This window comes from Paenibacillus sp. fava2, from assembly GCF_058313675.1.
On record NZ_CM177755.1, the window covers coordinates 4688798 to 4705511 of the forward strand.

Here is a 16714-nt window from a genome sequence, read left to right on the forward strand (position 1 = left end):
CTTCCTGTTTTTTCATAAAACGCCGGACAAAAACGGACCTGTTCCCTTTGGAGAACAGGTCCGTTCGAATGCAGGCAATCAGTCATGAAAGTTAAGTCCGGAGGTTACAGCAGCTACGTATCCGCTGCGGATGACGAAATCACCGAAATGCTCGCCGCTGATCCGTTCATTCGCATAGCGGTGAATCATCGGCTCCAGTGTCTCCAGAATTTCCTGCTCACCGATATTTTCCTTATAGAGCTTGTTCAGACGGTCGCCGCTGAAGCCGGCGCCCAAATACATGTTGTATTTGCCCGGTGATTTGCCGATAAAGGAGATCTCTCCGAGTGCCGGACGGGCACAGCCGTTAGGACAGCCTGTCATCCGGATGACAATTTCCTCGTCTCGCAGGCCGGCCTTGTCGATAATCGGCTCCAGCTTATCGAGCAGATGCGGAAGATAGCGCTCTGCTTCCGCCATTGCGAGACCGCAGGTCGGCAGCGCCACACAGGACATTGCGCTGCGCCGCAGGGCGGAGTGATGTGCACCGTCGGTCAGGCCGTATTGTTTGGCCAGCTCGGCGATCCGGCGTTTCTTCGCGCTGCTGACGCCGCCAATAATCAGATTCTGGTTCGGGGTAAGCCGGAAATCGCCGGTGTGAATCTTGGCAATCTCGCGCAGTCCGGTCATCAGCAGATAGCCTTCCTGATCCTGAATCCGTCCGCTCTGGATATAGAGGGTCAGGTTCCATTTGCCGTCGTAGCCTTTCACCCAGCCGTAACGGTCGCCGTTATGGTCGAAATGGTAGGTCCGGGCCGCTTCCAGCTCCCAGCCCAGCCTGTGGTGAAGCTCTCCTCTGAACCATTCCAGCCCGTGGCGGTCAATTGTATATTTGAACCGGGCATTTTTACGGACAGAACGGTTCCCGTAATCCCGCTGAATCGTAACGGTCTTCTCGGCAACCTCAATGATCTGCTCCGGACGGACGAAACCGATTACCCGGCCAAGCTGCGGATAGGTATTGGTATCACCGTGCGTCATCCCCATCCCGCCGCCGACAGTAACGTTAAATCCGGCCAGCTTGCCGTCTTCTAGAATTGCGATGAGGCCCAGGTCCTGGGAAAATACATCGACATCATTGGAAGGCGGAACCGCCAGGCCGATCTTGAATTTGCGCGGCAGATAGACCGGCCCGTAAATAGGCTCAACTTCTACATCCGCCTTGCTGTCCACTACCTTTTCCCCGGCCAGCCAGATTTCGTGGTAGGCCGGAGTCCGCGGTGCGAGGTGGTCGCTGAGCTTGCGGGCCCATTCATAGACCTCGGAATGCACCTCGGACTGGTACGGGTTCGGGCTGCTCATTACGTTGCGGTTGACATCTCCGCAGGCCGCCAGTGTAGTCATGAGTGTATCGTTAATGGTTCTGATTGTCTTTTTGAGGTTCCATTTAAGCACGCCGTGCATCTGAAAAGCCTGCCGGGTCGTGAGACGCAGTGTACCGTTGCCGTACTGGTGGGCCAGCTTATCCATTACCAGCCACTGCGCTGCCGAGGCCACGCCACCCGGTGCTACTACCCGCAGCATGAACTGAAAGGCCGGCTCCAGCTTGGAACGCTCGCGTTCTGCACGCAAATCCCGGTCATCCTGCATGTAGCTGCCGTGGAATTTCAGCAGCCGGTTATCATCCTCCGGCAGTCCTCCGGTAATCGGGTTCTGCAGCGTCGATTCGAGGGCGCCGCGCAGATAGTTACTCTCCAGCTTAATATGCTCAACATCGCTAGGCGGTCCGCCGATCGGCTTCACCGCTGATTCATTGTTTGCCACTATTAATCTTCTCCTTCCGGGGCCATCCGCTGTCCTTAATATACATCGCGCTGATAGCGCTGTTCCTGCTGCAGGTTCTCCAGATACGCTGCCGCACCTTCAGGGCTGAGGCCGGCTTCTTCCTGAATAACGGTCAGGAGTGCCGCATGAACATCATGCGCCATATGCTTCTCGTCGCCGCATACATACACATGCGCGCCTTCCTGAAGCCAGCTATACAGTTCTTTGCTGTGCTCAAGAACGCGGTGCTGCACATATACCTTCTCCTCCGTATCACGCGAGAACGCTACATCCAGCTTGTTCAGTACGCCTTCCTTCAGCATCCGCTGCCAGTCTGTCTGGTAGAGGAAATCGGTCACGAAATGGCGGTCACCGTAGAACAGCCAGGTCTTGCCGCCTGCACCTTGCTCACCGCGTTCTTCAAGGAAGGAACGGAAAGGTGCAACGCCTGTGCCCGGCCCGATCATGATTACCGGCACATCCGGATTCGCCGGGAGCTTGAAGTTCGGATTACTCTGGATATACACCGGCAGCGTGTCTCCCGGCTGGACCCGTTCGGCGCAATGCACCGAGCAGACGCCGTAGCGCTCGCGACCATGCGATTCATAGCGCACCGCACGGACAGTAAAGTGAACCTCTTCCGGATTCGCGTTATAGCTGCTGGAGATGGAATACAATCTTGCCGGCAGCTTGCGCAATATGGATACAAAGCTGCTGGCCGGAACATTCCATGGTCCGAAATCCGTAATCAGATCCAGCAGATCGCGGCCCTGGATATAGGACTTCAGCTCCTGCTGCGCTTCCGGTGCCAGCAGTGCCTGCAGACCCGGTGCGGCAGACAGCTTAGCCGCCTGTTCCAGCAGCGGTTTGGTCAGTACCGTAATTTCGTAATGGCGCAGCAGCGCTTCGCGCAGTGTGCCTTCTTCACCCTTCTTATTAAAAGGAACGGTTTCGTCCGGATTCCAGCCTGCTGCAGTAATAATATCTGCTACCAGCAGGGGATGATTCTCCGGATAGACCCCGAGGGAATCCCCAGGCTCAAAGTTCAGCCCTGAGCCGGCAAGCGACAGCTCCAGATGCCGGGTCTCGCGGTCTGATCCGCGTCCGTTCAAATTCAGATTCTCCAGCACTTCAGCATAAAAAGGATGATTGCGGGAATATGGTGATTGCGGCTCATCAGCCTTCTCGGCTGCCGCTACCGCCTGGTCAGCGAGCTGCGGTGCATTCTGCGGGCCGTTCAAAGCGCCAAGCACCTGCTCGAACCAGTCTGCGACCGGTTCATCATAATCGAGATCGCAATCAATCCGCGGGCTCAGGCGCTGGCCGCCGAGCTGTTCCAGCCGCTGGTCAAAGTCTTTGCCGGTCTGGCAGAAGAACTCGTACGAGGTATCTCCCAGTCCCAGAACGGAGAAGCGCAGCGACTCCAGCTGCGGTGCTCTTTTGCTGTGCAGAAATTCATGGAAAGCCCGGGCATTGTCCGGCGGCTCGCCTTCCCCGTGTGTACTGACCAGGATCAGCAGGTTCTCGACCTTCTTGAGCGTATTTGGCTTGAAGGCGTTCATAGCAGATACAGTCACCTTGAAGCCCTGCTCCTCAAGCTTGCGGGACAGGCTTGCCGCCAGCCGCTGGCAGTTGCCGGTCTGCGAGCCGAACAGTACAGTCACCTCACGGGATAATGGAGGTGCAGCTGCGGCAGGCAATGCGCCCTGGGCGGCTGCAGCAGGCGCCGGCTGCTCACCGGCTGCCGGCGCAGCCCCGGCTCCCCGCAGGGACATGGCGGACAAATATCCGCCGAGCCAGATTTGCTGCGACTCTGTCAATGTCGGCAGCAGCCGGTTCAGAAGCTCGGCCTGACTCTCGTTAAACGGGCTGTTCGTAACTTGTAGTTGCACCAATATGGACCTCTCCTTAACGTAAAATCTTCTTCTCTTCTAACATCTTGAACTCAGGCTATCATAATTATCAGAAACGATCAACGCGTCTGATCATGACTTAAAATTGGCATTATTGTCATTTTATCCAATATAATGACGAAAAGCGGCTTAAATCAGAGTAAAACACTCCGATTTGGGCCGCTTCATTATTATTAATGATAACTTGCATTAGATAATCTGATATTACAATTTTGCAGCAGATTCCCTTTTGAGCGTTCCGGGACCTTCAAGAAGCCCTTCAGCCGGGATATTCTCCCTTTTGCGGCGGACAAGCAGCATCAGCGGAAATCCTAGCAGCACCAGAAGCGCAGCAATCACAAACACGTCATTGACGCCCATGGTAAACGATTGAAGCCCGATATCTCCGCTGCCTGCCGTCACACCCGATCCGGCCAGCTCCGCTGCATGTACAGCCTGCCTGTTCGACAGCAGCGAGGTAAACACTGCAATTGCGAGTGAGCTGAGCACATTACGTATCCAGTTGTTAATCGAGGTTGCATGTCCCGACCATTCTGCCGGTATTTCCTCCATCGATGCCGTGCTGCTCGGAACATTCGCCAGCCCGATTCCCAGGTTCCGCACGACCATCGCCCACAAAATGAAGGTATGGGCGATACCCACATGGAGCCTGCTCATCAGAAACAGTCCGGCAAAGATGCAGGCGATGCCGGCAGAAATCAGCTTTACCGGCCCGAAACGCGGGTAGAGCTTGCCGACCACCGGGCTCAGCAGGGCCAGCAGTACTGATGACGGGAGCAGGATCAGACCTGTTTTGAGCGTGCTGGCCCCTTCGGCCGTCTGCAAAAACAGCGGTGTCAGATAGGTGCCCGCATACATGGCTACAGTAACAATGCTGTAAATGCTGAGCATCACCGTGAACCTCCGGTTTTTCAGCACACGCAGGTTAAGCAGGGGCACTTCCGTCTTCAGCTCCCGCAGAACAAACAGGATGAGCAGTACAATTCCAAGCGCGATCATCGAAAGTGTCTTCCAGGAAGTCCATCCCCAGCTGCCGCCCTGGCTGAATGCTCCCAGCAGGGACAAGCTGCCCAATACCACCGTAAACAGTCCCGGTACATCAAACGACTTGGGAACATTCATCCGGTAATAAGGAATCAGCAGCTGGGTCAGAATGACCGCCGCCACTCCGACAGGCAGGTTGATCAAGAACAGCCAGTGCCAGCTGGCGAACTGGAGCAGCCAGCCGCTGAAGGTAGGACCGATGGCCGGAGCCACCATGGCCGACAGCGACCAGAGGCTGACGGCAAAAGGCCGGCGCTCCTGCGGAATGACCTGAAAGATAATGGTCATCGTACAGGCCATAATCAGTCCGCTGCAGGAGCCCTGCAGCATGCGGAACACGATCAGAATTGCAGGATTCCAGGAAAGTGCACACAACAGTGAAAATACGGTAAAGCCCGATAACGCGAACGTATACAGGCGTTTATAACTGAAACGGCCGCCCAAGTATCCGGCGAGCGGGGCCGTAACACCAGTAGCGAGCATGAAGCCGGTAACCATCCACTGCATCGTGTGCAGCCCGGTCTGGAAATGATCCATGAGGATCGGCACGGCGATATTTATCGTTGTAGTGCTTAGCACAGAGAGAAAATTCCCGAAAAAAATGGCGGTCATAACCGGCCAGAAATGAATTTTACCTTTAACTGCAGCTTCCAAGAATGTTCCCCTCCCCATCTATATGTCTACTTTTACATATGTAACTTGACTTTATTAATGTTATAATCAGAGAATAGTTATGTCAATACTGACATATAGGTGCTATTTGCAGTAATCTCGGATTATCAAAGACTGGAGGACACTACAGCCATGAATACACTGTCTTACGGGCTGCTTGCGCTGCTTACCGCAAATCCGCTGACGGGCTATGAACTTACGCAAGGCATCAAACCCCTGTGGAGGGCGGGTCACAGCCAGATCTATCCCCTGCTGCAAAGCATGGAGGAAAAGGGCTTCATCCGCCATGAACGGATTGAGCAGTCCGACAAGCCGGATAAAAAAATATATACGATTACGGAAGAAGGCATCTCCGTTCTGCAGGAATGGGTCAGGCTGCCTGCAGAACCGGCCGTCCTGCGGGATGAGCTGCATTTCAAGCTGTACAGCCTCTGGCTCACCGAGCCGGACGAAGCCAAGGCACTGCTGCTGCAGCGTATGGAGTTTAACCGCAGTGAGCTCCAGCGGTACAATCTGCTGATCAAGGCCAATGAGGCGCTCCGCGATGAGCGCGGGGAGACCCGTGAGCTGAAGGCAACCACCTTCGGGCGTTACCTGCTGCTGCAGAAGCGGGTGATGGCCATGAAATCCTCCATAGAGTTCTGCGAGTGGGCCATAGGTGAGCTGGAGCGGAACAGTCCGCCGCCGGCCGGATAGGTCATGGAACAGTCAGGATGTAATCTCAAAAAAGTCTGTCCGTCAAGTCATCTCAATGACTTGACGGACAGACTTTTTATTTTGAACACCCTTAGCTCTCGTTCATCTGTTTCCGCTTATGCAGGCTGCTTTTCACTTGTTCCACAATCAGGTGAAGGATGAACAGCAGCGTTCCGGCATTGATCGCAAGATCAGCCAGATTCAGAATGCCCCCTCCATCACCGAAAATGAGAAAATCAGTGACCTGATGGTACAGAACCCGGTCAATCCCGTTGCCTGCAGCCCCGCCGACCAGAAAACCGCTGGCAGCTTCGAGTAGCGGCCCCCGCAATTCTCCCTTACGCCGGTAATAGAATACTGCCGCCACAAAAATCACGGCCACAATGGCAAAATATTTGCCGTATCCCTGAAATGAGCTAAAGGCAGCGCCGCTGTTCTCGTAGTAAGAAAACGTCAGATGCCCTTCCCAGAACGGTACAGTTTCCCCAAGCTGCATGTTCGTCCGTACGATCCACTTGGCAGCCTGGTCTGCCGCAAATACCAGTATTGCAATCACATAAAAGAGCAAAAACCAGCGCCTCCTTTTTCTCTGCCTTATGGTTCATCTGCACCGTTTATACCTTCAGCTTAACACATGCCGGCTGCTGTTTTCATCTTTGCCATGTTTAGCAAGAGGTTCCCGGACACGCAGAGCAAGCAGCTGTTACGAGGAAATCTGTATTGGTTAAACACTCTTAGACAGATTGACCGACTGGAGGCGGGCACCACATGGAAGAATACGGACTGATCCTCATTAAACTGATTGCAGGCTTTATGGGACTATGGGCAATGACCCGGCTGCTCGGAAAAAAGGAAATCTCCGCCCTGACCCCGTTCGACTTCATTTCGGCGGTTATTCTGGGCGATCTTGTCGGGGACACCATTTATGAAAAAGAACATACCATCCCGATGCTGCTGTTTACACTGGCAATCTGGACCTTGCTGTCAATTACTTTTGAAAAAATTACACTCCACCTCCCGAAGCTGCGCAAGCCGCTGGAAGGAGAACCGGAGATTTTGATCCGCGACGGAAAAATTGATATGGGCAAGCTGCGAAAAAACAATCTGGATTTCGAGCAGCTGCGAATGATGCTGCGGTCTAAGGATACCTTCTCTGTCAGCGAGGTCGCGTATGCCATCTATGAGACAAACGGCTCTTTGAGCATCCTCAAGAAAGCGCAATATGAACCGGCGACCCGCGAGGACCTGCTCGTTCCCGTTCCGGAATCCGTCCTGCCGGTGAGCATCATCGAGGACGGAATCATACAGCGGGACACCCTCGGCAGTCTCGGACATGACGAAGAATGGCTGGCCAAGGAGCTCCGCAAGCTGGGATACACTGGACCACAGTCGGTAGTTTATGCCGAAATTACAGAAGAGGGCGAGCTGGCTGTCATCTCCTCGGTCTCACACTAAGCTAATGGGCGAAAGGGTAGGGTTTGGGCGGTTTCAGAGGCATTTGTGCCTCTCATTTCCGCCTCCCGCCCACTTTCGGCGAATTCAGAGGCATTTGTGCCTCTCATTTCCGCCTCCGGCCCGCTTTCGGCGAATTCAGAGGCATTTGTGCCTCTCATTTACGCCTCCCGCCCGCTTTCGGCGAATTCAGAGGCATTTGTGCCTCTCATTTCCGCCTCCTGCCCGCTTTCGGCGAATTCAGAGGCATTTGTGCCTCTCATTTCCGCCTCCGGCCCGCTTTCGGCGAATTCAGAGGGATTTTTTCCTCTCATTTCCGCCTCCTGCCCGCTTTCGGCGAATTCAGAGGCATTTGTGCCTCTCATTTCCGCCTCCTGCCCGCTTTCGGCGAATTCAGAGGCATTTGTGCCTCTCATTTCCGCCTCCTGCCCGCTTTCGGCGAATTCAGAGGCATTTGTGCCTCTCATTTCCGCCTCCCGCCCGATTTTGGCGAATTCAGAGGCATTTGTGCCTCTCATTTTCGCCTCCCGCCCGCATTCGGCGAATTCAGAGGCATTTGTGCCTCTCATTTTCGCTTCGCGCCTGCTTTCAGCGATTTCCGAGGCATTTTTGCCTCTCATTTTCGCCTCTCGCCCGCTTTCGGCGAATTCAGAGGCATTTGTGCCTCTCATTTCCGCCTCGCGCACGATTTTGGCGAATTCAGAGGCATTTGTGCCTCTCATTTCCGCCTCCCGCCCGATTTCGGCGAATTCAGAGGCATTTGTGCCTCTCATTTTCGCATTTTGCCCGCTTTCAGCGAATTCCTCCACAGCCCCCTAATATAGTTGGAGTCCTCCCCCACAAAAATGTAGACTTTATACATGAGGAGGATGAGCACAATGGGAAAAATGTCCGAACAGAGAGAGAAGGCTGCACAGGAGGTCTTGTCTGGCATTAAGGCAGCGGTTGTTGCTAGAAAATATGGTGTTACCCCGGGTACGGTGAATCAGTGGGTAAGGGATTATCGGGAACAGCATGGCGAACAAGAGCATCCCTATCCCCAGGAGCAGGCAGAAGAGCTGAAGCGCCTTCTTGAGGTCGAGCAGAAATACGAGAAGGCCGTCAAAATGCTTGGAGAAAAAGATCTGGAGATCGAGATTCTACGTGAACTGCTAAAAAAGCCAACCCCTGCTTATCCGAGAAAATCAAGGTAGCCGAGCGGTTCATTAAGCAGGGGAATTCAGCAGTCCTGGTGCTGCGTATCATTGGGCTGGCGGAGTCCACATACTATGACCACATCAAGCGCAAGTTGCAGTCCCCGCAAGCAGCTCAAGGTGGGCGCGGGAGACCTGTACCGGGTTATTCCCTTACGGAGTCAGGGGAGAAGATTAGCGACGAGCAAATTCAAGAGTGGCTTCTGGAATTGATTTCTGGAGAAGAGCACGTGTACGGGTACAAGCTGCTTGCGGAATGCTTGTGGAATCAGTACAGGTTAAAGCTGAACCATAAGAAGAGCTACCGGCTGTGTAAGGCACTAGATATCCTGCAGCCACAACGTCAGAAGCGCTTCAAGCATCCCCGGAAGCTGCCAGAGAACCGAGTCATCACCGGATGTAACCAGCTCTGGCAGATGGACATTAAATATGGTTACGTCGCGGGTCGCGACAGGCATGTCTTCGTCCTTAGCATTATCGATGTATTCACCCGTGTCATCGTCGGCTACTACAGAGGATCGTCGTGTGAGGCGAAGCATGTCTGCCAGACGCTTTGGAGAGCGATGGACTCTCACTGTACGAATCACAGCGAACGCCCAGTGATACGAACCGACAATGGACCACAGTTCGTGAGCCACCTTTTTGGAGATATGTGCGAAGGTTGGGAGATTACACACGAACGGATTCCGCCTCGAACGCCGGATCTCAATGCTTTTATTGAATCGTTCCACAGCAACATGGAGAGAGATCTATTTGGCAAGGAAGAATTCGCAACGTTTGAAGACGCCTATGAAGCCGTAGACGGGTACATGGACTTCTACAACAACCGCAGAATGCATACCAGTCTTCGCAGAATGCCACCGGCCAAATTTTCAGAGTGGGTCATGAGCCTAGAAGACCGATCCGCCTTCTTCTGGCCGAGGAAAAAGGCGAAATAAAGAGTAAGTCTACGACAAGAGTCGATTTTAAATAGGAGACTCCGGATTTAGGGGGTCGCACCGATTCAGAGGCACTTTTGCCTCTCATTTCCGCCTCCCGCCCGCATTCGGCGAATTCAGAGGCATTTTTGCCTCTCATTTTCGCCTCGCGCCCGCATTCGGCGAATTCAGAGGCATTTGTGCCTCTCATTTTCGCCTCCCGCCCGCTTTCGGCGAATTCAGAGGCATTTGTGCCTCTCATTTTCGCCTCGCGCCCGCTTTCGGCGAATTCAGAGGCATTTGTGCATCCCGGAGCGCCAAAGAAACTGCCCTTCCTGTCTGCTTGGCACTGCACGACATCAACACAAAGCAGCGGCCTCCTATTTACAGGAAACCGCTGCTTTGCTGTTCACAACTATTGTTGCACTGCACCCGGACAAATCAATTGGCCGCAGGATTGTTCAGTAGCCAGTCTAGATTATTCCAATAGCCAATGATAACCTGCTGGTTACCACGCGTAAGCCTCAGGCGCCGGACGGCCCGGACCCGGGAAAATCTCATCCAGCTTCTTCAGGGTATCCTCATCCAGCTCGATTTCGGTAACACGCAATGAGTCCTCAAACTGCTGGATCGTTCTCGGCCCGATAATCGGGGCCGTAACCGCCGGGTTAGCCAGCACCCAGGCCAGGGCAACCTGATCCTCATGCTCGCCCAGCTCTTTGCAGAGTGCGGAGAACTGCTCCAGCTTGCTGCGGTTCTGCTCCAGCTTGGCTGAACGGGCGCTGCGTACGCCGCTCTTAGCGAGCGCGTTGCGGCCCAGCAGCCCTCCGGCCAGCGGACTCCACGGAATAACGCCAAGGCCCAGCTCCTGCGAAGCAGGCAGAACCTCAAGCTCCGGCGTCCGTTCCAGCAGATTGTACAGGTGCTGTTCCGAGACAAGGCCGAGGAAATTGCGCGCTTTGGCCTGGGCCTGGGCAGCTGCAATATGCCAGCCGGCGAAGTTGCTGGAGCCGATATAATCTATTTTCCCCTGGCTAATGGCATTCTCGAATGCGCCCCACAGCTCATCCCAGGATACATTCCGGTCCACGTGATGCATTTGGTACAGCTCAATATGATCGGTCTGCAGACGCTTCAGCGAGCCGTCCAGATGACGTTTGATTTTATAGGCTGACAAGCCTGCGCCGGAATTAGGCCCGTCATGCTCATCGAACATGTCGCCGTACACTTTGGTCGCCAGCACGACCTTCTCCCGCCGTCCGCCTCCCTGCTTGAACCATCGGCCGATAATTTCTTCCGTCCAGCCGCGGCGTTCCTGGCCCCCGTAAACGTTGGCCGTATCAAAAAAGTTAATTCCCGCATCCAGCGCGGCATCCATAATCCGGAAAGCATCCTTCTCTTCGGTTTCCGGGCCAAAATTCATCGTGCCGAGACAGAGCTGGCTGACCTTAAGGCCTGATTTACCCAAATAACTGTACTTCACTCGTATTTCCTCCCTTTAATCCCTTAATGGTTGTCCGCAATACATTTCCCACTATACCCCTTAGAGTCCACTATAAGGCAAGCTTTTTATTAACCCCACAAACTGAGACCTTTCATGGAGGCTGACTCAGGTACTTTGCGGTGACCCCGAAAACATAAAAAACGGACGTTATCCAAGTATAGGATAACGTCCGTTCTGCAAGGAAACCGGAGCTTGCCGGCATTCATTGGTTACTCCTGTTCGCCTGTATGCTCGCAGTCCGGAAACAGCACTTCCCCGGTTCCCTGCCTGATGTTCACAATCTCCTGCAGAGTGCCGGTCAGCTCATTCGGCGGGTATGGCTTAGTCAGATATTTCTCCACGTTGTCCATCATGTTCTTGTCCGTCTTATCCAGCGCGGAAGAAATGACAATCGGAACATGCTCCGTGCGTTCGTCGTTCTTCAGCATCCGGATCAAATCCCAGCCGTCCAGCTCCTCTCCCAGCATCAGATCCACAACGATGGCTACAAACGGTGTCTTGAGCGCCTGTTCAAAAGCCTGCAGCGGATGATAATGGTGGGTTACGCGGAAGCCCTTGCCCTTCAGCTCCTCAGAGAGCAGCAGGGACAGGCTGTAATCATCCTCTACAATCATTACGTTCGGCTTCTGATCCTTGTCGGGACTCGGCTTCACCGGCTCGTCTTCATGACGGCTGCCTGATGAATGAAGGACCGGCAGGCTGAACCATACAGTCGAGCCTTCGCCTTCCTCCGACTCGATGCCGATGGAGCCTTTCTGCTTCTCGATAATTTCTTTGCAGATCGCAAGGCCCAGACCAGTTCCGCCGATCCGTTTGGAGGCGCTGTTGTCAACGCGTCTGAATTTCTGGAACAGCTGTCCGATCTGGTTCTTCGGAATGCCCAGACCGTGATCCTGAATCTGCACGATAATCCGCTCCGCCTCATTGTGCAGGGAAACCTTAATCTCACTGGCTCCCGGGGAAAACTTGATCGCATTGCTGAGCAGATTGGTCATCACCTGAACAATTTTATCCCGGTCCACCTCAACCTCGGCGTTGTGGGCCTCGTCCTCAAACAGTAAAGTATGAGTGCCGCCAACCTTATATTGGTCAATAACGCCCATGACAAGCTCGCTGAGATTAAGCGGCTGCTGGTTATACTGCTGGGTGCCTGACTCCATCCGCTGCAGGTCAAGAAAATCATTGATCAGATCGGTCAGCCGCTGGGCTTCCCGGTGAATGGTCTCCAGATATTTCAGCTGCTTCTCAGGCTTCATTGTCTTGGACAGCAGCAGCTCGGTGAAGCCCAACACGCTCGACAGCGGGGTCCGCAGCTCATGGCTGACTGTGCTGACCAGCTCAGACTTCATCAGATCAAGCTCGTATTCGCGGGTGATGTCACGGTGGACGAACAGTGTCCCGAAGCGCATCTCCCGGCGGAATACCGGTATGGCATACATATCCACATGCTTCAGCGGATCTTTACCGATGGAATACTTCATGGAGCTGGATTCAATAAAATGCTCGGACATTGCCTTTTGGTAGAACTGCTCCAGCTCTTCCGATTCATTGGCCATCCGTGTGAAATGCCCGCTCCAGCGTTCCAGCGGGATTAGGTCGCCTTCGAACCATTCATGATAGTCAAACAACAGCGCAAGTGCCTGGTTCATCTGCAGCATGCCGCCGTCCATCTGGACAAACTGAATTCCCTCGTTTACATTATTTACAATATCGCGGTTCAGCTTGCGGCCGTGCTCGATTTCCTCATACATGAACAGCCGCTCGATGGCCAGGCCCACCCGGTTCATCATGCCCTGGATTTCGTTAATTTCTTCCTCGTTGAAGGAATGTCCGATCCGGGTACCGCAGAATACGGCAATCACCTCGTCCTCGGCATTTACAACAGTGGAGTAATAATCGTAGGAGAGCACCGGCTCCGGCGCGATCCCCTGCTCCCGCAACGTAGCAGGCCGTCTGGTTATATAAGATTTCTCCGTCTGCATACGGTAGAGCATATTGCCGCTCTCACTGCCCAGATAGCGGTCAACATTCTCCTGGGGAACTCCCCGGACCACCGTAATCTGGTCCTTTACCAGGAAGAACACACTGGAATCAAAGGCATACTGGCGGTTCATGAACTCGATGAATTTCTCAGCAAATTCCTGTTTATCGAGTGTATAGGTAATGTCATGATTCAGCTGATTGCTGCGCTCCAGCATGGTTTTGGTCTGCTCCGTATTTTCGAGCGTCTCCGCCAGCTTCTGCTGGACATTTTTCATGGAGGTAATATTATTGGCTATCAGAATGTACTGGTAGACCTGCCCCTCATCATTCAGATAAGGCATAATGGTCATGTGCAGCCAGACCGGTGTACCGTTCTTCATGCCCATTTGAACCTCATCGCTCCATACGCCGCCTGTGCTCAGCTTGCTGACAATCTGCTGCATCCGGGCAGCTTCCATATTCTTCAGATCAAGCAGCCGGAAGGTGAAACCGATCAGCTCAGGATTTTTGTAGCCTGTATATTCACTCATATTCCCATTGGCATACGTAAAAATCCCTTTAGGTGAAAGGATGGCCACAGCGGACGACTGGTCCAGCGCCTTCATCATGCTCTCGATTTCGCCGAGCGAGCGTTCCAGCCTGAACTGCTGGTCCTGAAGCTCATCCTGCTGGGCATGGAGCTCCTCATTCTGCATCATCAGCTCTTCCTCTTTATCCTGAATGCTGTGAGCCATATTAAGGAAGGCCTCATAGAGCCGGCCGATCTCATCCTGCTTATGAAGCTTGCCGATCATTACCGCTTCTCCGGCAGCAAGCGAATTGGTAGCCTCCTCCAGCCTGACAATCGGATCAATGAGGATTTTGAGAATCCTCCAGATCATCAGTGTGAAAAGCAGCAGCAGCAGCGAGCTGAGGCCGAAAGCGAGCAGCGTGAATTCGTTGGCCCGCTTCAGGGAATGGTCGACCATATCACTCAGCAGCTTGTCAGAACGCAAGTTGTACTGCTTGGTATACGTCAGAAATTCATTCACCGCCTGGGTATTGCCTTCAGCCGCCAGTGCACGCAGGCTTGTATAATTATCCTGCTCGACGAAGCCAATTGCCTTAGGCAGGGTCACATTCTGGTACTGGTCAACAAATGTGGCCAGATGCTCCTTGAAGCTGGCTTCCTCAGGGGAAAGCTTCAGCGCGGAATAATCCTCAAGCACGCCTCTGAGCTTCTCCAGCGAATCGTAAGCCAGTTGAAGCTCATTGCTGCTCTTGAGCACACTGTAACCTCTGACCCGGAAAAATACATCGTTCAGCGTAACCGCCAGCTCATTAATGGTATCCGCCTTGTTCTGCAGCACTTCCTGGTTATGATTCAGGCGAGTCTGTTCGGCATGTATATATATATAAAGGCCAATTCCCGTCAGTAGAACCACTGTAATCAGACCGGCAATGATGTGGAAATATTTCTTTTTGATACTCATGTTACTGATGCTTCTTCTGATCACCCAGAATCCCCTCCACAATCTGTAGAAGTTCCATCGGGCTGAACGGCTTAGGCATGAAATAGCGGGCACCCGCTTCTCTGGCAATATTCCGGTCACCCTCCTGTGCTTTGGCAGTAAGCATCAGGATCGGGGTAGCCGCCTTCACCTCTTCACTAAGCAGGCCCAGCACTTCGATTCCGGTCAGCTCCGGCATCATGTAATCCAGGATGACCAGATCGAATTCGTTCATTGTCAGCTTGTTCATCGCCTCACGCCCGTTCTCGGCTGTGTGAAGCTCAACCTCCTCAAGATCCTCAAGCGTGTCCTCAATCAGCATGCGCAAAACATCTTCATCATCGACAATTAGTACCTTTTGCATCTTTCTCTCACCTTTCAATTTGCACAGCCGCTGCTTTGCCTAAAATAAAAATCTGTGTACCAGCCGCTCGACCCGCATCAGCAGCTCGGGCAGGTGAAACGGCTTGATGATATAATCATCCGCCCCCATCTGCAGCGCATGAATAATATCCTGCTGATCATTGCGGCCTGTAAGCATGACCACTAGGAGGTTTTCCTCCGGATAGCTGCTGCGGAGCTGCTCCAGCACCTCCAGCCCGTCCAGCTCCGGCATGATGCCGTCCAGCAGGACGATATATTTATCATCGGCAGAATACCAGCCGGATTGTAGAAATTTCACTCCGCTTTCGTAGCAGCTTACCTCAACCCTAGAGATATTTACGGGTTCCCAGTCCATGAACTGCTTGACAACAATTTTGCGGATCAGCGCATCATCATCAACCATAATGACCTTCAGCACTTTCTCCGCCTTGCCTACCGGCAGGTAATCATCATACAGGGTTGTCTGGTTTCTTCCCGCATGCTTGCTGGCATACAATGCCTGGTCCGCATCCTCGATCAGCTCCTCAGGATTATCCCTGGAAGCCCGGATCTCTGTAATTCCGCCCGAGAAGGTGACATGGAACAGCTCTTGCTTGGCCTGAAACTCCATATCAGCGAACTGTCTCTGGATCCGTTCAATTACTGTAAGCGCGGAAGCGGCCGGTGTATTAGGCATAAACAGCGCAAACTCCTCACCGCCATAGCGGCAGAAGGTGTCCTCTACACGAATAGAGCCCCGCACCAGCTCGGAAAAAGTCTGAAGCACCTCGTCCCCTATCAGATGACCGTACGTATCATTAATCTGCTTGAAATGATCCAGATCAAGCAGGGCCAGGGAAAAAGTCCGCTCCGTCCGCCGGAAGTCAGAAATCAGCTGCTTCATCGTCTGATTAAAGAACTTGCGGTTATAGGCGCCGGTCAGCTCATCTATAATAATCGACTTCTGCCATTCTTTTTTCAGCTCAAAGCGGTTCTTGATCAGCACCAGGAACAGGTCGATATCCACCGGCTTAGATACATAATCCATCACACCCAATGAATACGCGTACAACTGGATGTCCTTGGAATGCTCGCCGCTGATGATAATGATCGGAATCCGTTCTTGTGTAGCCTTCCCGATTATCTGGTGCAGCACATCTATTCCGCTCTGGTCCGGCAGCAGAATGTCCAGCAGAATCATATCCGGCCGGCTCTCATAGAACAGCTTAAGCCCGCGCTCGGCAGACATAGCTATATTCACATAATAGGAATGGCCTTCCAGGGATTCTCTTAAAAAGGCAACAAGCTCCACATCGTCATCTATCAGCAGAATTTCATACTTCTGCTGGCTTACGCCGATAGAAAGGCTGATATCATGAACGGGATCCGGCACCGCACCGGTTGACTCGTCGCCGCCGAACAGTCCGAGCAAAGGATATAAAACCTCGCGCCATTCCGCCTCCAGCCAGACTTTATCACTGTGATCCGAGAAATACAGCAGCGTGCTGCCCGCAAAGCGTTCTACCCGGTCCAAACCGACCGTGCCTGCGGTTCCCTTCAGATTATGCAAAAAACGGTAAATCTCCCGCTCTCCGACTGACTGCTGCCCTGACCACGTTTCCAGAGTCTGCCTCGTCCGCTGCTCCACCAGCTCTTTATATTTTCTCGTTGTCATGATTACTCC

General features: G+C 53.3%; 15 protein-coding genes. 4 read left to right on the forward strand and 11 right to left on the reverse strand.

Annotation, left to right across the window (positions count from 1 at the left end):
• Positions 1-78 precede the first annotated feature (78 nt).
• From cysI to AC4G46_RS20590, 3 genes are all read right to left on the reverse strand, one after another.
• The gene (cysI, locus tag AC4G46_RS20580) at positions 79-1803 is read right to left on the reverse strand and encodes an assimilatory sulfite reductase (NADPH) hemoprotein subunit (RefSeq protein WP_491124352.1); all 1725 of its coding nucleotides are present in this window, start codon (positions 1801-1803) and stop codon (positions 79-81) included.
• A 35-nt stretch (positions 1804-1838) separates the two neighbouring features.
• Positions 1839-3695, reverse strand: coding sequence for an assimilatory sulfite reductase (NADPH) flavoprotein subunit (locus AC4G46_RS20585; RefSeq protein ID WP_491128940.1), 1857 nt, complete (start codon positions 3693-3695; stop codon positions 1839-1841).
• 225 nt (positions 3696-3920) lie between these two features.
• On the reverse strand, positions 3921-5414 hold the full coding sequence (locus AC4G46_RS20590; RefSeq protein WP_491124353.1) for an MDR family MFS transporter: 1494 nt from the start codon (positions 5412-5414) through the stop codon (positions 3921-3923).
• Positions 5415-5513: 99 nt separating this feature from the next.
• On the opposite strand from AC4G46_RS20590, the gene AC4G46_RS20595 reads away from it, so the two are divergent.
• Positions 5514-6128: a PadR family transcriptional regulator gene (locus AC4G46_RS20595; RefSeq protein WP_491124354.1), complete on the forward strand. Its 615-nt coding sequence runs from the start codon at positions 5514-5516 to the stop codon at positions 6126-6128.
• A 91-nt stretch (positions 6129-6219) separates the two neighbouring features.
• Here the strand turns inward: AC4G46_RS20595 and lspA are convergent, their stop codons facing one another.
• A complete protein-coding gene (gene lspA, locus AC4G46_RS20600) occupies positions 6220-6696 on the reverse strand; it encodes a signal peptidase II (RefSeq protein WP_491124355.1) in 477 nt (158 codons plus the stop codon).
• A 200-nt stretch (positions 6697-6896) separates the two neighbouring features.
• Here lspA and AC4G46_RS20605 point away from each other — a divergent pair, with 200 nt between their 5' ends.
• Positions 6897-7583 carry a DUF421 domain-containing protein gene (locus AC4G46_RS20605; protein ID WP_491124356.1) on the forward strand — a complete coding sequence of 229 codons (687 nt, stop codon included), beginning with the start codon at positions 6897-6899 and terminating at the stop codon, positions 7581-7583.
• Here AC4G46_RS20605 and AC4G46_RS20610 read toward each other — a convergent pair.
• Together AC4G46_RS20610 and AC4G46_RS20615 are read right to left on the reverse strand one after the other, a co-directional pair.
• Positions 7580-7741, reverse strand: a complete 162-nt coding sequence (locus AC4G46_RS20610; protein ID WP_491124357.1) for a hypothetical protein — start codon at positions 7739-7741, stop codon at positions 7580-7582. The genes AC4G46_RS20605 and AC4G46_RS20610 overlap by 4 nt on opposite strands.
• Positions 7742-8389, reverse strand: coding sequence for a hypothetical protein (locus tag AC4G46_RS20615; protein ID WP_491124358.1), 648 nt, complete (start codon positions 8387-8389; stop codon positions 7742-7744). It abuts the gene before it with no gap.
• Between the two features lie 69 nt (positions 8390-8458).
• On the opposite strand from AC4G46_RS20615, the gene AC4G46_RS20620 reads away from it, so the two are divergent.
• Together AC4G46_RS20620 and AC4G46_RS20625 are read left to right on the forward strand one after the other, a co-directional pair.
• Positions 8459-8773 (forward strand): helix-turn-helix domain-containing protein, encoded by a 315-nt coding sequence (locus tag AC4G46_RS20620; protein WP_491124359.1) that lies wholly within the window; start codon positions 8459-8461, stop codon positions 8771-8773.
• Between the two features lie 38 nt (positions 8774-8811).
• Positions 8812-9711, forward strand: a complete 900-nt coding sequence (locus AC4G46_RS20625; RefSeq protein WP_491124360.1) for an IS3 family transposase — start codon at positions 8812-8814, stop codon at positions 9709-9711.
• Here the strand turns inward: AC4G46_RS20625 and AC4G46_RS20630 are convergent.
• The 5 genes from AC4G46_RS20630 to AC4G46_RS20650 form a co-directional block, all read right to left on the reverse strand.
• Positions 9656-10045, reverse strand: coding sequence for a hypothetical protein (locus tag AC4G46_RS20630; protein WP_491124361.1), 390 nt, complete (start codon positions 10043-10045; stop codon positions 9656-9658). The genes AC4G46_RS20625 and AC4G46_RS20630 overlap by 56 nt on opposite strands.
• 153 nt (positions 10046-10198) lie before the next feature.
• Positions 10199-11173, reverse strand: a complete 975-nt coding sequence (locus AC4G46_RS20635; RefSeq protein ID WP_491124362.1) for an aldo/keto reductase — start codon at positions 11171-11173, stop codon at positions 10199-10201.
• Between the two features lie 230 nt (positions 11174-11403).
• Entirely contained in the window at positions 11404-14673 is a 3270-nt protein-coding gene (locus tag AC4G46_RS20640) for an ATP-binding protein (RefSeq protein ID WP_491124363.1), read from the reverse strand.
• Complete coding sequence (locus tag AC4G46_RS20645) at positions 14651-15031, reverse strand: response regulator (protein ID WP_491124364.1); 381 nt, start codon at positions 15029-15031, stop codon at positions 14651-14653. The genes AC4G46_RS20640 and AC4G46_RS20645 overlap by 23 nt, the downstream gene beginning before the upstream one ends.
• Before the next feature lie 39 nt (positions 15032-15070).
• Positions 15071-16705, reverse strand: coding sequence for a GGDEF domain-containing response regulator (locus tag AC4G46_RS20650; protein ID WP_491124365.1), 1635 nt, complete (start codon positions 16703-16705; stop codon positions 15071-15073).
• Between the last annotated feature and the right edge of the window lie 9 nt (positions 16706-16714).

Bases quoted from the DNA above. Each gene is read 5' to 3' on its own strand.
- AC4G46_RS20650 (WP_491124365.1), bottom strand. From the start codon at position 16,705: ATGACAACGAGAAAATATAAAGAGCTGGTGGAGCAGCGGACGAGGCAG.
- AC4G46_RS20645 (WP_491124364.1), bottom strand. From the start codon at position 15,031: ATGCAAAAGGTACTAATTGTCGATGATGAAGATGTTTTGCGCATGCTG.
- AC4G46_RS20620 (WP_491124359.1), top strand. From the start codon at position 8,459: ATGGGAAAAATGTCCGAACAGAGAGAGAAGGCTGCACAGGAGGTCTTG.
- AC4G46_RS20610 (WP_491124357.1), bottom strand. From the start codon at position 7,741: ATGAGAGGCACAAATGCCTCTGAATTCGCCGAAAGCGGGCCGGAGGCG.
- AC4G46_RS20605 (WP_491124356.1), top strand. From the start codon at position 6,897: ATGGAAGAATACGGACTGATCCTCATTAAACTGATTGCAGGCTTTATG.